The sequence below is a fragment of the Legionella sp. JM-2024 genome (assembly GCF_055389095.1).
The window spans coordinates 3123854-3136863 of sequence record NZ_AP039388.1 but is presented as its reverse complement, the minus strand read 5'-3'; the positions used below and the strand labels follow the sequence as shown (position 1 = coordinate 3136863).

The following is a 13010-nucleotide window of genomic DNA, read 5'->3' as shown; positions in this document are numbered from 1 at the left end:
ATATCAGTACAAACATTATTAGTGAATTGTTAATTCATCTTCTGTTTGGTATAGCACAAGATCAAGAAAAGTTAATTGCTCTTCATTCAAAGTGGATGCAAGGGCATTTCTTATAGTCCATTTGGTTTCTTGCAAGGTTACAATACGAGATTCAGAGAATTGTAATTGATTGATTATTGATTCAAAGAGATCTATATCGATGATATTCCACAATTTCATACGCATTAGAAATTGATAACTGGCTTTGGTCAATTTCATTTGCTCGTCATAAGTAAAAATACGTGTTGATTTTTGATGAGCAGATTTGATAAATAATGATTGTTCATCAGGACTTAAAAGATCTTCTTCAATCAATTGATTTTGGGCATCCTGCTCATTGGATTTATGGCCTTTCTGGAGTTGATTAAGACTTTTTTCAAACAAGTTCAATAACATTTCAAATAAATTATCTTTCATATTCACACCTTATGTAGCCACCAGGAACTGCTATAACAGCTCCTTGCAATTCTAGTTTAGCCAGTTCACTCGTGACTTGTTCCACATTATATCCACTACGCACAATAATTTGATCAATGGTCGTGGTTTCAAAACCAATGAACTTTACTAGGTTTTCCTTGCCACTGGCAAGGGAAAAAATTGGTTTATTAGCAGAGACATGGTGATGCTCTATTCTCAGTTCGTCGAGAACATCAGTCACTGAAGTTACTAATTTTGCACCCTGTTGTAATAAGTGGTGGCAGCCCCTGGCTAATGGGTTATGAATGGATCCTGGTATGGCCAATACATCTCTGTTTTGTTCCAGAGCCATTCTTGCTGTAATTAAAGAACCGCTTTTAATTGCCGCCTCGATAACCAAAATGCATAATGATAAACCGCTTATTATACGATTTCTGAGTGGAAAATGTCCAGCAATCGGTGGACTTTTTAAAGGAAACTCGCTTAATAACAGGCCATTCTCTGTAATTTGATCAGCCAGTTTTAAATGTCGTCGTGGGTAGATGCAATCAATTCCTGTTCCTAAAACTGCAATTGTTTGTCCTCCTGCTTCCAGACAACCTAAATGAGCATGGGCATCAATCCCTAGAGCCAAACCGCTCACTATGGTTATCCCGTGTTCTGACAGCTCTTTGGAAAATTCTCGAGCATTTTCATTTCCTGTAATAGACGAACTACGACTACCTACAATAGCCAAGGTGGGTTGTTTTAAGGCAGATAGTTGACCTTTGGCATACAAAACAAAGGGAGGATCAGCGATTTCTTTGAGCAATACCGGATAATGCGGGGAATCCCAAGTTACAATATGATGATTTTCATTCGAATTTAACCAATTCAAATCAACATTTATAAGATCGAGATCAAAATTTTTTATGTTTTGTGCTAGCACAGGTGGTAAGCCTGCCTGTTCTAATTCAGAACTGGAGAGTCGAAACATCGCGTTTAAATCTGGCCATTTTTTTTGTAATTTTAATACAGTTCGAGGCCCAATTTTATTTATCCTGTTTAAGGCAAGTAGGGGATGTAGATTACTCATGGGTTCGTTACTGTATCCAATAATTGAATGGCACGTGTGGATCTCACAATCAAGGCATAACTGGCCTTGGTGAAAACACGGAATATCATGGCTTCACCGAGGCGTTCCTGTGGCAAGGTAATTGGTCTAAGATGATTTTGGGGATCATTGACAATACGTTCCTTGCCATAGATAGCAAGAACATCTCCAGGTTTCATGCCAGAGGTTTCTCCAAGGTTAATTATTATAACTCCTCCTACAGCGCCTTGTGTATTTCCAACTGGCATGTTGTCTGGCATTTCAATAATGTATCCTTTGACTTGCCTGGAAGGAGTTTCTGGTTCGAAGTATAATTCAAATTCAGGGTGGTTATTAATGAGTACCTTATCATTAATTTTAATGCCCTCGTTGATGCTGGTTAATAAAACTGTCGCGGGCTCACCGCCAGCCATCAGTTCTCCATAACCTACTAAGACGGCTTTATAACCTAATAATTCTTTGGTTATTGGATCTATGTAATTTCTTCCACCTCGGAAAATAGAATACCCTATAGTAGCTCCTTGAGGCATTTCTTTGGATGGATGTAATCCTCTCACATACACTTCATCCCCTTGCCCCCCAAGCATTCTTTCACGCATAAGTGCCACTATATATGGAGCTCGGTTTAGAACATCAACATCCAGAATTAATGACTCATCCAAAAAAGGCTTGATATCACCTAAGGGTATTGGCGGAACTGGATCCTCAGTGGCGGTAACTCTTACTCTGGGAGAAAGCTTGATGGTTCCATTGGATAGAACTCTAAGGTAGGGTACATTTTGATAATATTCCAATGCGAGTATTGCTCCCGGATATAGGCGATCTGGATTAGGAATCTGGGGGTTAGCACGCCATAGAGCTTTCCACTCCCAGGGATTATTCAGATAGCGGCTGGAAATGCTCCATAATGTGTCCCCAGGCTGTACTACATAACGAGTTGGGGAGTCTGTTCTTAAACTTAATGCATGAGTAAGGGAGGATATTATGAAACAGAAAATGAGGAGGTAATATCTCATGTATCAATCCTTTAGTTAAGCCCTGGCATCTTGCAGCATTACCGTATATCGGGGATAATATCACGATTAATATGTGGAGAACTAGATAAACAATGGCGATTCGTAAGATTCTTTACTTACCTGATGAACGGTTAAGAAAAATAGCTAAACCTGTGGAAACTTTCGATGAGAGTTTGCAGACATTAATTAATGATATGTTTGATACCATGTATGATGCTCGTGGAGTTGGGCTTGCAGCACCGCAAATAGGTGTCAGTTTGCGTTTATCAGTAATTGATATTGTCGGGGATAAAAAAGAGCAGTTAGTTATTATTAATCCTGAAATAGTTTCTTCTCATGGTGAAAAAGAATTTGAAGAGGGCTGTTTGTCAGTACCCGGCGCTTACGACACTGTAATCAGGGCTGAAAAAGTAACAGTTAAGGCATTGGACCGGTTCGGTAAGCCTTTTGAAATAACTGGTGAAGGGTTGCTTGCCGAGTGTTTACAACATGAAATTGACCATTTGAATGGTAAATTGTTTGTGGATTTATTGTCCCCGTTGAAAAGAATGGTAGCCCGCCGGAAATTAGATAAGTTCAAGCGCTTGCAAGCTCGTAAATCATGAATGGCTTAACGATTGTTTTTGCAGGAACCCCTGAATTTGGATTACCCTGTCTGGATGCTTTAATTCAATCAAAACATGAGCTTAAAGCTGTTTATACTCAGCCTGACAGACCTGCAGGCCGCGGTCGTAAACTGCAAGAATCGCCTGTAAAAGAATGGGCAATAAGTCATGAGATACCAGTTTATCAACCACTTAATTTTAAAAATCTGGAAACTATAGAAGAGCTTTCAGCATTAAAGCCTGATGTACTGGTGGTGATAGCCTATGGATTGATATTGCCAAAGGCTGTTTTGGAGATTCCCCGTTTGGGTTGTATTAATGTGCATGCTTCTCTTTTGCCTCGTTGGCGCGGAGCTTCCCCAATTCAACATGCTATTTTACATGGTGATGCTCAATCTGGGGTAACTATTATGCAAATGGATGTTGGAATGGACACAGGTCCTATGTTGTGCAAAGCGGTGTGTCCTGTCACTCCGTTGGACACTGCCGGTAACTTGCATGATAAATTAGCAAAAATTTCAGTAAAACCGTTATTAGATACTTTAGATTCTTTCGCTTCCGGGTCAGTACAATTTGAGTTACAAGACAATGAATTAGCTACTTATGCTGGTAAAATTAATAAAGAAGAAGCCCGAATTAATTGGCACGAATCGGTAGCGGAAATCGACAGAAAAATTCGTGCATTCAACCCTTGGCCTATTGCATATACTTTGGCTGGAGAACTGATGCTTAGAGTTTATCAGGCAAAAGTGACCAATATTGAGAGCACTCAAACACCTGGTATGGTATTAAATATTGATAAAAATGGGATGTTGGTTGCCACTGGCAATAACGCATTGCTGGTAGAAAAAATACAATTTCCTGGAGCAAAAGTCATTTCTGTTAGAGATTGGCTAAATTCTGGTAAAACACAGTTGCACCCTGGTTTAATGTTGCAATGAAAATGAATGACAGATTCCAAGCCTTAAAAATATTGATCGCTTTGATAGAAAACAAAAAATCCTTATCTTATTCGATGTCAATCGAAGACCTCTCTCCAATGACCAAAGAAATCTGCTATGGATTTTGCCGGCATTATTTTCGTTTACAAACTATCGCAGAGAATTTATTAAATAAGCGACCTAAGGATAATACCGTATGGATAGTATTATTGATAGGTATTTATCAATTGCAATATATGAATAAGCCGGATTATGCTGTGGTAAAGGAAACGGTCTCATTGCTTGGACAGACAAAAAAGGTTTGGGCAAAAGGGTTGGTTAATGCGGTGCTAAGAAACTTTTGTCGTCAACAAAGTAACATTCTGGAAAAACTGACAGAAAAACCGGCTTTTATATATGGTCAACCGAACTGGTTACTTCAACGCTTGCAGCAGGATTGGCCAAACGATTGGCAACGCATTGCTGAGGCTAATGATAGCCATCCCCCGCTGACATTGAGGGTCAACGTGCTGAAAAATTCAGTTGAAGAATATCTGGATGTGCTAAAGGACTCTGGAATTGATGCTTTTAAGCACGCTGTTGCACCCGATGGCATTACTTTAACAACGCCATGCGACGTGACCGGTCTTCCTGGTTTTACAGAAGGTTGTGTGTCAGTGCAAGATGGCGCGGCTCAATTAGCGGCTCATTTGTTGTCCTTAAAATCCGGGCAGCGAGTATTGGATGCCTGTTGCGCGCCTGGGGGTAAAACATGCCACATTCTGGAGAGAGAGCCTAATCTTGCTTCGTGTGTTGCATTAGATTTGGAACCTAAAAGGTTACATCGAGTTAGAGACAATTTAAATCGATTAGATTTGAAGGCGGCTGTAGTGGAGGGAGATGCGCTGGAACCTGGGCAATGGTGGGATGGTTGTCCGTTTGATCGGATTTTATTAGACGCCCCTTGTTCGGCAACCGGGGTAATCAGGCGTCACTCAGATATCAAGTTATTGCGAACAAATGAAGAAGTTTTGGCGGTTACTCAATTACAACATGCCATGTTGGAATCATTGTGGCCATTGCTTGCACCGGATGGTTTCATGATTTACGCCACATGTTCCGTTTTTAAGGATGAAAATGAATTACAAATCGCTCGATTTGTTGCAGCTCATTCCGATTGCCAAGTGATCGATGGCAAATGGTCTTGGGGGAGATGGACTGGCTATGGCCAACAGATTTTGCCTGGGGAACAGGAAATGGATGGGTTTTTTTATAGTGTATTAAGAAAGGATGAAAAATGATAATTAATTGGCCCATAATTATTGTCTTATTTTGTTTATCCATTCCTGGTGTTTTAATCTCAATGCATCGATTGGTTTATTTCTTATTAGCCAATAATACTGAGGGGTTAAAAAAAAGATTCAGCCGCTTTGTGGTGCTGCAAACATTATTTATGGTGTTTGTCATGAGTTTTTCGGGTTCGGTTTTATCTTTACGTACTGGGTTGGGAGATCCTTTATTGGAGGGGGTGTTGCAAGGTAAGGCGAGCTTTGACTCTTTCCAATCGATTTTATTGCCTACTTTTTTATATGCTGTTTTGGGGTTGGTTGTTTTTTGTGCACTGTATTATGGCTTAGTCGGTGCCATACTTGATGAAAAAAGCTTTAAGACAATGGCAAAATTGCGAACTACTTTAGGTCTTGATGGATGTGTGCTTTATGGCGGCGTTGTTGAAGAAGTGATTGCGCGATGGGGCTTAATGAATGTAGTGGCTTTTTTCGCTTTGCTGTTTAGTAAACAAATTAATGCTGAAATTATTATTATCTCAATAATTTTGAGCGGATTTATTTTTGCTGTGGGTCAAATTCCCGCTTATATTGCTGCAGGATGTTTATCAAGCCGACGTTTTGTTTATTCTTTCGTAATTTTAAGTCTTTGGCAGTCTTTACTCTTTGGTTTTTTATTCTGGCAGTATGGATTGGTTTCTGCGATTTTGGCTCATATGCTCTTTCATCTGGGTTGGGATCGTTATGACAAATTGTAAAGCTATTTAATATGGTAATGTAGAAAGGACTTGGCATCAAAAATCATGCGTAATCCCATTCTGATGAATTCAGAATGGGATTTCTTTATTATGATTTGAACATGGAAGTGTAAAAAAATTGTAAAATGGTTCCGCCTTAATTATGCCTTAATTTTGAACATTTATTCTGATAATAGTCGTTAAAGTAAAAGGTTGGGGTATGGCTGCTCAATTAGACCCAAGTAGTGAATTCGCTGCTTTGGTAAAACAATTACACCGAACACCTAATGATCCGCGAGTAAAGCAAGCGGTTGTCGGGCGTTTACCTGAAATGCGTGCATTGGCTAAAACTAATCCTTTAGCGTTGTTTCGCTTGGCTCAGGTTTATTCACCTTCTTCATCTCAGTATAAACAGATGATTATGGAGTCCGCTGCCAGAGGTTGTACGAATGCTATGTTGTCTGCATGTCAGTTGTTATTGAAATCAGAAACTTCTGAGGACATGATTACAGCAGTGCATTACATGCGCATAATACAGAATTCTAATGATTCTTATATCACTAAACTCAGTAAAGAATTATTGGATAACTACCCCAGGTTTGCTGAAGAGTTTAACTCCCGATCCAAAGAAAGTGCTTATCACTCCAACCTTCGTTTCTTTAGAGTCCAAGATGAAAATAATTCTGTAGGAACAGCTGAAGTAATCAAGGGGCCTTCTGTGTAGAGCCAATTAGCCCTATTTTACCGATAACCTTGGTTAAGATTCTGTTCCATTCCTGCTCTGATTATGAAACAATTCCTGGTCCTGTTATCTATTATTTTGGTTTATGCAATCTCAGTTTTCTTATTTACCTATTGAAAGCCTCCAGGCAGGTCATTATCAACCCAGACAAGATTTTAATCCCACTGTGTTGCAAGAATTGGCGCTATCAATTTCTTCACAAGGATTGATTGAACCTTTAATCGTGAGGCCGATTGCAAAACAACGATATGAGATTATTGCAGGAGAAAGAAGATGGCGTGCAGCCAAATTAGCGGGATTAAATGAGATTCCATGTCTAATAGGCGATTATACTGATAAACAGGCTTGTGCCCTGACTTTAATTGAAAACATTCAACGCCAGGATTTGAATTTAATTGAAGAAGCTACAGGTTATAGACGCTTAATAGATGAGTTTCATTATCATCAGGATGAAATTGCTGTTTTGGTCGGTAAGTCTCGAAGCCATATTGCAAATATTCTCCGTTTGCTTGCTTTAACAGATAAAGTGAAGCATTTGATTCGAGATAAAGTGTTGTCTCTTGGACATGCTCGCGTGCTGGTCGGGTTAAGCCCTGATCAACAAGAGATGTTCGCAAGTCAAGTGATTGAAGAAGAATGGTCAGTAAGACAATTAGAGCAATCAGTTAAATCTTATAAAAATAAATGTGTTGATAAGCCAAAAAATCCCAGAAAGGACAGGGATATTGAGAGGTTACAAACAATCTTGGCAGAACAAGTTGGAGCTCCTGTACAAATTATAAACGATAATGAGGAAGGAGGTTGGTTAAAAGTAAAATTTTTTGATAATGATACCCTTGCAGGGCTTTTGGAGCGTTTAGGCTTGAGATATGATTAGCTCATCGAAATTAAATCTGAAATTACCTAAATGTATCAAACGACTCAATCTATTTTACATATTGAAATTCAATATTAAGGAAAAAGTTTAGATGAAAAGGACGTTAACTGGAGCATGCTTATGGGCAGTATGGTCAATATCAACCCATGGCGCTAGTATGCAACTTGAGGTCGATAAATTAATTAATAGATTAAACCCTCATGTTAACCTTGGGATAGTAGTTAGCGATTTAACTTCAGGCGAGACTTTGTACAAGCGTAATGCGATGCGTTTGTTTATTCCTGCCAGCAATATGAAGCTTTTTTCTGAAGCAGCTGCACTGATGGCACTAGGCCCTGATTATCAATTTAAGAATCAGCTCAGTACAAGTGCCACCCAATTACAGGGTGGAGTTTTGCATGGAAATGTGTATTTGCATCTCAGTGGAGATCCTTCATTCAGTCGAGATGATTTAAAAGCTTTATTGGCATCGCTGAAGGACTGGAATATCAATACTATTCAAGGCAATGTGATCATTGACAGTAGTTTAACCTCCATTCCAGCTTATCCTCCTGGTTGGCTGACTGCTGATTTGTCTTATAGTTATGGTGCACCTATCGCACCTCTGATGGTGGATGCTAACAGATTAACAATCACTGTAAACCCGGGAGCCAAGGTGGGCGATCCGGCTATTGTAGAAGTGGATGATGGTGGTGGCACCATTAATTTAAATAATCAAGCGACTACGAAGGCAAGCGCTAAAGGATGTGGTGTAGGACTTTATCTGGATCCTGAGAATAACTTAACGGTCAGGGGTTGTGTCGGGCTAGGGCAATGGGCAGTACAACAACGTATTGCAATCAAAAATCCATTTATGTATGCCCAAGGAATGATTGCAAGTACACTCGAAAAAGAAAATATCAAATTGAACGGGCAAGTTTTGCTTGGAAGGGCTCCTTCAGGTTCTCTATTAATCGCAACTCGTTATTCAAAGCCAATATCGCAGCTTATGGCGGATACCTTAAAGCCTTCCGATAATTTGTATGCTGATAGTTTATATTTACATGCGGCGGCTAAAATTAAAGGGTCGCCTGTTGATTGGAAACAGGCGCAACCTGTGATTAAAAGCTTTTTACAAAAAGAAACAGGAATAGACTTAAAAGATTCCATCTTTACTGATGGCTCTGGATTGTCACGTTATAATTTGGTAACACCTGAGCAAACCATTTCATTATTAAAATTCTTGTATCAACGTTTTCCATTATCTTATGAATACATAGCAGCTTTACCTATCTCTGGGCGTGATGGAACTTTGCAAAAACGATTTAAAACCCCAAATCAGCAAGGATTTGTCCGAGCCAAAACGGGTACTATGACAGGAATGAATAGTTTGTCAGGTTATTTGTATACTGCTAATGGCCATACTTTAGCTTTTGCCATGTACATTAATCGACTACCTGGTAAACCAGCTGGCCCAGGGCGCCCTTTACTAGATGCATTATGTACTTTTTTCTTACAACAAAGCCCGACGAGCAGTCGATTAGCTCGAGTGTTTTCTCCCCATGCACGAATCAAGTTTCAATTGAATCCTACGCAAATTGAGCTACAAAGAGCACATCAAGCCAAGTGGCGGCATTTGGAAACTGTAGTAAGGCAGGCTCTGAGGGGACAAAATGTGAACGTAGTTTACAGAGGCAATGAATTAATAGTGACCGATAATCAATCCAATGCGAATAGTGTTTGGAAAGCACTCCAATCTGTTGGAAAAAAATATTCTTTCGCAGTGGCCTTGTCTGCCAAAATTTTACCTGTTGTAGCCTCAAGCCGGCCATTACTTCTCTGGATTCAAGCCCCTTGGTCTGAGAACAAGACAGAAAGGACATGGATAATTCGTGAAGCGATTTAGAGTAATAGTCCAAATCTAACCGCTTCTGGATGATCTTGATTTGTGGCAAAAGCCATTAGAATGAGGACTCATTTTTAAAACTCAGGTATAATTCCAGGTAGTTTAAACTACCTGGTTGAAAGTTATTAATTAGCATATACCAGTGTAAAGTATCAATTGATTTAGAGTAGTAGGAGTAGTAATTGAGTTGTATCATTCGAGTAGTCCTGTTGTTGTTATGTTCAGTTTCTTCAGTTTTTTCCACACCACAATTTCTAACGATTTCTGACATTCATTATGGCGCAGAAAATATAGCGAAAGATGGTCAGGATACTGGAGATGAGTTTTTAGCGGTCACTTTAAAACGGTTTGGAGAGTTAACCAAAAAAGCGGATTTTATTTTGCATTTAGGAGATCTTCCTACACATTCATTATTTGTTACTGCTAAAAAAGAAGAGTATGAATCAGTGGTATTTCAAGGGTTGTTGGAAGCAAATCTTAATAAAAAGCCAATGTTCTATATTACAGGGAATAATGATTCATTGCTTGGGAATTATCAGCCATTCTCTTCAAATAATAAATCACCCCTGAATTTTGCTTTGGGTTGGTCTGGTGCTTGTGCTTATTGCGATGGATTAATTATTGATGATACCCATATGCACCAGGATGGGTATTACTCCAGTTACGTCATACCAAATAATAAAGATATTATTTTAATCGCGCTTAATTCTGTTCAATGGACTAAGACCCCTATATATTTACCTAAATATCCTAATCAACATAAAGATGCTTTAGTCCAGTTATTTTGGCTTGAGCAACAATTAAAAAAACATCATGCAAGGCAATTGCTATTGGCTATGCATATTCCCCCTGGTGTAGCCTATAACGGAAGCCAGTTTTGGCATGAAATTTATTTGGATAGGTTTTTGAAGTTATTAGACAAATACCATCATTCTTATGATCAAATTACGCTCCTTTTTTCTCATTCTCATATGGAAGAATTCAGGAAAATAAAATTGTCTGATGCTACCAGTATTTATGCTTTTTCAACGCCCGGAATCAGTCGTGCTCATCATAACAACCCTGGCATGAAAATTTTTAGTTTAGATAACGAAATGAAAATTAGAAATTTTACCACTTATTTTACTCCAGATTTATATGAATGGAGAAATGACCATTATTCTGCGATGGGTACTCCTGAGGCAATTTTTCCAATTTGTCAAAACGAAACACTGTCTCAGTGTTTGGAAACTCTCAGTCCTGAACAAGTTTGTCATGATCTTGAAGAAGGATTATTTTATGGAGTAAAAAGCACTCGTGTTCCCTATCAGGGATGTATTAATACCTATCAAGTCAACTAGAGTGTGGTTTAAGATTAAGGTATCAAGCGAAAAGGAAAAAATGGAATGTCAGTCCTCACACTTTGTTCGGGATCTGATAAATCCCCACGAAGTTTAGAATGAATTTATCCCAAAACCGTTGAAAATGATTGGATTTCTTTCCAAACTCGCTGAGGTGGGGGAAGTGCGAGGTGAAACGGAGTGCAGAGCCGGAGTGTACACGTTCCGTTAGTACATGAGGATTCGAGCCCCCACCGTATCGACGAAGCAATTTCCCATTGCAGTGGGTTTTGGACAGAAGTCTATTGTTCTTACATCAATTCGATGTCATCCTGTCGATTAAGTGAAAATCTAAATTTTCAGTTAGGACTGGCAAGAGATGTATCAGAAATATCCTCTTCGGCAGCTTCTAAATGAGTTTGAACTGCTTTTTTCAAAGCAGCAATATCCTCTTCAGTCTGGGTTGTTTTCTTATTTCTAAAGAAATCAATAATTGGATTCTGATGTGTTTTTAATATCCTTAAATTATTAGGCTCCAGGGTAAATGCCGAGATTAGCCCACGGATATTCTCTAAATTGCCATGTTGGCATTTGACTTCAAAAATAAAATATTTTAATAAGTCACCCTTTTCTCTTCGTTGTGGATCAGTGGATTGACACATTAATTTTGCTCTTGTATGAATGGTATTCAAAATTGATGTGATATCTTCAGGTAATTTCCTATTGGGTTTGGGTGTTCTTTCTATTGAGTCCGTGGTTTTGAACTGAATATCTGAAGTTTCCTTATGCTTTCGTTTAATCAACTCAGGTGGCTCGAATTTAAAAACTTTGCCGTAGTATTCTTCCTTGAAACGTTCTGCTAACCAGGCATGCATGGTGGCCGTTGGGTGAACATCATCCCAGAACATATATCCTGGGGCAGGTGAGATATGTTCTTTCTGGTCAATTGGATTTTTCTGGTTTTGTTTAAAAAGATCCGATTCGACATAAGGTGATTTTAATTTGTCTTTTTCAAAACCATACTTTTCCGGATTGGAGTAAGCTTCCTTAAATTGCTCATTAACGTCAAATACTGAGAGATTGACAGGAATTCCTAACCCTTTGTATTTTTTTATTAATTCAAGAGATTTTTCTTGCAGCTTTTGATTAAAATACTCAGAGCATTCGGATGCATTACGTTGTTCTGCTTTGTTTTTTCTTTGATATCTAGGAGTTAATGAAAGATCAGGTAAATTAAATAAAACAAAATTTCTATACCCGTTACGGATTAGAGATTCAACATTTTTTATTCGGTCATTAACAGCGTTATCTGCCTCAGCATGAGTAGGTTTTCCATTGGCCGTAATTAAGTCATTCGCTCCTGACCATTCGACTACTAATGTTTCTGATTTTTCAAGACTAGAAATATTGTATTTTTTATCATCAGCTAATAATTGAGCTCGTTTGCCGCCCAAGGTTGCAAGAATTAATCTTGTAAAAAAGAGAACTAGATTGAAGGTAAAACTAAAAGAATAGTCATGAGAAGTTAAGCCACCTTCACAATAAAAACGAGCAAATCTTGTTCCTTTAAATAAAATATGATTGTCTTCATTTAGGCTAAAGGATTCTTCATTTTCTCTTTTTATTCTGCTATTAGTCAGTAATTCATCGCCTATGTCCGCATTACTTACCGCGTTATTACCTAATTTCAGTTTTTTTCGAATATGATCAATTTCAAATTGTTCTGCGGTAGTAGCGCCTACATAGTCTCCCCAAAGAAAACCATTTGTAAATCGGCCTCTGGGTGATTTACCTCTTAAACCACTTAAATAACTCATGGGAATAAAACCAAGTAATTCCCGTTTATTGAGAGTTCCTTTATCGGATAAACTATCACCTAAAACAACTAGATGGGTAATTTTGGTGGGTTGATTAGACATATTATTTATTCAAAAGCCAATATGTAAATATTATACACAAATTAGTGGTTAAATGAAATTGTTTGAAATATTTTTAATGGAAATTTTGCATCCCAAAATGAATGAAGCGAAATAATGAAGCCTTGAAAAACTTTGTTTAGGTAAGGTTTTGCAAC

The 13010-nt window shown here is 38.4% G+C and carries 12 protein-coding genes; 8 read left to right on the top strand and 4 right to left on the bottom strand.

Going from position 1 to position 13010, the window contains the following annotated elements; translation table 11 throughout:
- Positions 1-18: 18 nt before the first annotated feature.
- The 3 genes from ACZ5EK_RS13710 to ACZ5EK_RS13700 are packed head-to-tail and all read right to left on the bottom strand — an operon-like array spanning position 19 to position 2565.
- Entirely contained in the window at positions 19-456 is a 438-nt protein-coding gene (locus ACZ5EK_RS13710) for a DUF494 family protein (protein ID WP_464425258.1), read from the bottom strand.
- Positions 446-1531 (bottom strand): DNA-processing protein DprA, encoded by a 1086-nt coding sequence (gene dprA, locus ACZ5EK_RS13705; protein ID WP_464430230.1) that lies wholly within the window; start codon positions 1529-1531, stop codon positions 446-448. The genes ACZ5EK_RS13710 and dprA overlap by 11 nt, the downstream gene beginning before the upstream one ends.
- A complete protein-coding gene (locus ACZ5EK_RS13700; RefSeq protein ID WP_464430229.1) occupies positions 1528-2565 on the bottom strand; it encodes a LysM peptidoglycan-binding domain-containing protein in 1038 nt (345 codons plus the stop codon). Before ACZ5EK_RS13700 ends, dprA begins: the two co-directional genes overlap by 4 nt.
- A gap of 92 nt (positions 2566-2657) precedes the next feature.
- Here ACZ5EK_RS13700 and def point away from each other — a divergent pair, with 92 nt between their 5' ends.
- From def to ACZ5EK_RS13660, 8 genes are all read left to right on the top strand, one after another.
- Positions 2658-3170, top strand: coding sequence for a peptide deformylase (gene def, locus ACZ5EK_RS13695; RefSeq protein ID WP_464430228.1), 513 nt, complete (start codon positions 2658-2660; stop codon positions 3168-3170).
- The gene (gene fmt / locus ACZ5EK_RS13690; protein WP_464430227.1) at positions 3167-4111 is read left to right on the top strand and encodes a methionyl-tRNA formyltransferase; all 945 of its coding nucleotides are present in this window, start codon (positions 3167-3169) and stop codon (positions 4109-4111) included. Before def ends, fmt begins: the two co-directional genes overlap by 4 nt.
- Entirely contained in the window at positions 4108-5391 is a 1284-nt protein-coding gene (gene rsmB / locus ACZ5EK_RS13685; protein ID WP_464430226.1) for a 16S rRNA (cytosine(967)-C(5))-methyltransferase RsmB, read from the top strand. The genes fmt and rsmB overlap by 4 nt, the downstream gene beginning before the upstream one ends.
- A complete protein-coding gene (locus ACZ5EK_RS13680; protein ID WP_464430225.1) occupies positions 5388-6134 on the top strand; it encodes a CPBP family glutamic-type intramembrane protease in 747 nt (248 codons plus the stop codon). The genes rsmB and ACZ5EK_RS13680 overlap by 4 nt, the downstream gene beginning before the upstream one ends.
- A gap of 199 nt (positions 6135-6333) precedes the next feature.
- Complete coding sequence (locus ACZ5EK_RS13675) at positions 6334-6837, top strand: Dot/Icm T4SS effector Ceg33 (RefSeq protein ID WP_464430223.1); 504 nt, start codon at positions 6334-6336, stop codon at positions 6835-6837.
- Between the two features lie 103 nt (positions 6838-6940).
- Positions 6941-7732 carry a ParB/RepB/Spo0J family partition protein gene (locus ACZ5EK_RS13670; RefSeq protein ID WP_464425246.1) on the top strand — a complete coding sequence of 264 codons (792 nt, stop codon included), beginning with the start codon at positions 6941-6943 and terminating at the stop codon, positions 7730-7732.
- 91 nt (positions 7733-7823) lie between these two features.
- Positions 7824-9617, top strand: coding sequence for a D-alanyl-D-alanine carboxypeptidase/D-alanyl-D-alanine endopeptidase (gene dacB / locus ACZ5EK_RS13665; RefSeq protein WP_464430222.1), 1794 nt, complete (start codon positions 7824-7826; stop codon positions 9615-9617).
- 182 nt (positions 9618-9799) lie between these two features.
- Positions 9800-10957 carry a metallophosphoesterase gene (locus ACZ5EK_RS13660; RefSeq protein ID WP_464430221.1) on the top strand — a complete coding sequence of 386 codons (1158 nt, stop codon included), beginning with the start codon at positions 9800-9802 and terminating at the stop codon, positions 10955-10957.
- Between the two features lie 338 nt (positions 10958-11295).
- Here the strand turns inward: ACZ5EK_RS13660 and ACZ5EK_RS13655 are convergent, their stop codons facing one another.
- Positions 11296-12855: an SGNH/GDSL hydrolase family protein gene (locus ACZ5EK_RS13655; RefSeq protein ID WP_464430220.1), complete on the bottom strand. Its 1560-nt coding sequence runs from the start codon at positions 12853-12855 to the stop codon at positions 11296-11298.
- Positions 12856-13010: the final 155 nt, after the last annotated feature.

Coding starts and splice junctions, on each gene's coding strand:
- ACZ5EK_RS13710 (WP_464425258.1), bottom strand. CDS start 456: ATGAAAGATAATTTATTTGAAATGTTATTGAACTTGTTTGAAAAAAGT.
- dprA (WP_464430230.1), bottom strand. CDS start 1,531: ATGAGTAATCTACATCCCCTACTTGCCTTAAACAGGATAAATAAAATT.
- ACZ5EK_RS13700 (WP_464430229.1), bottom strand. CDS start 2,565: ATGAGATATTACCTCCTCATTTTCTGTTTCATAATATCCTCCCTTACT.
- def (WP_464430228.1), top strand. CDS start 2,658: ATGGCGATTCGTAAGATTCTTTACTTACCTGATGAACGGTTAAGAAAA.
- fmt (WP_464430227.1), top strand. CDS start 3,167: ATGAATGGCTTAACGATTGTTTTTGCAGGAACCCCTGAATTTGGATTA.
- rsmB (WP_464430226.1), top strand. CDS start 4,108: ATGAAAATGAATGACAGATTCCAAGCCTTAAAAATATTGATCGCTTTG.
- ACZ5EK_RS13680 (WP_464430225.1), top strand. CDS start 5,388: ATGATAATTAATTGGCCCATAATTATTGTCTTATTTTGTTTATCCATT.
- ACZ5EK_RS13675 (WP_464430223.1), top strand. CDS start 6,334: ATGGCTGCTCAATTAGACCCAAGTAGTGAATTCGCTGCTTTGGTAAAA.
- ACZ5EK_RS13670 (WP_464425246.1), top strand. CDS start 6,941: ATGCAATCTCAGTTTTCTTATTTACCTATTGAAAGCCTCCAGGCAGGT.
- dacB (WP_464430222.1), top strand. CDS start 7,824: ATGAAAAGGACGTTAACTGGAGCATGCTTATGGGCAGTATGGTCAATA.
- ACZ5EK_RS13655 (WP_464430220.1), bottom strand. CDS start 12,855: ATGTCTAATCAACCCACCAAAATTACCCATCTAGTTGTTTTAGGTGAT.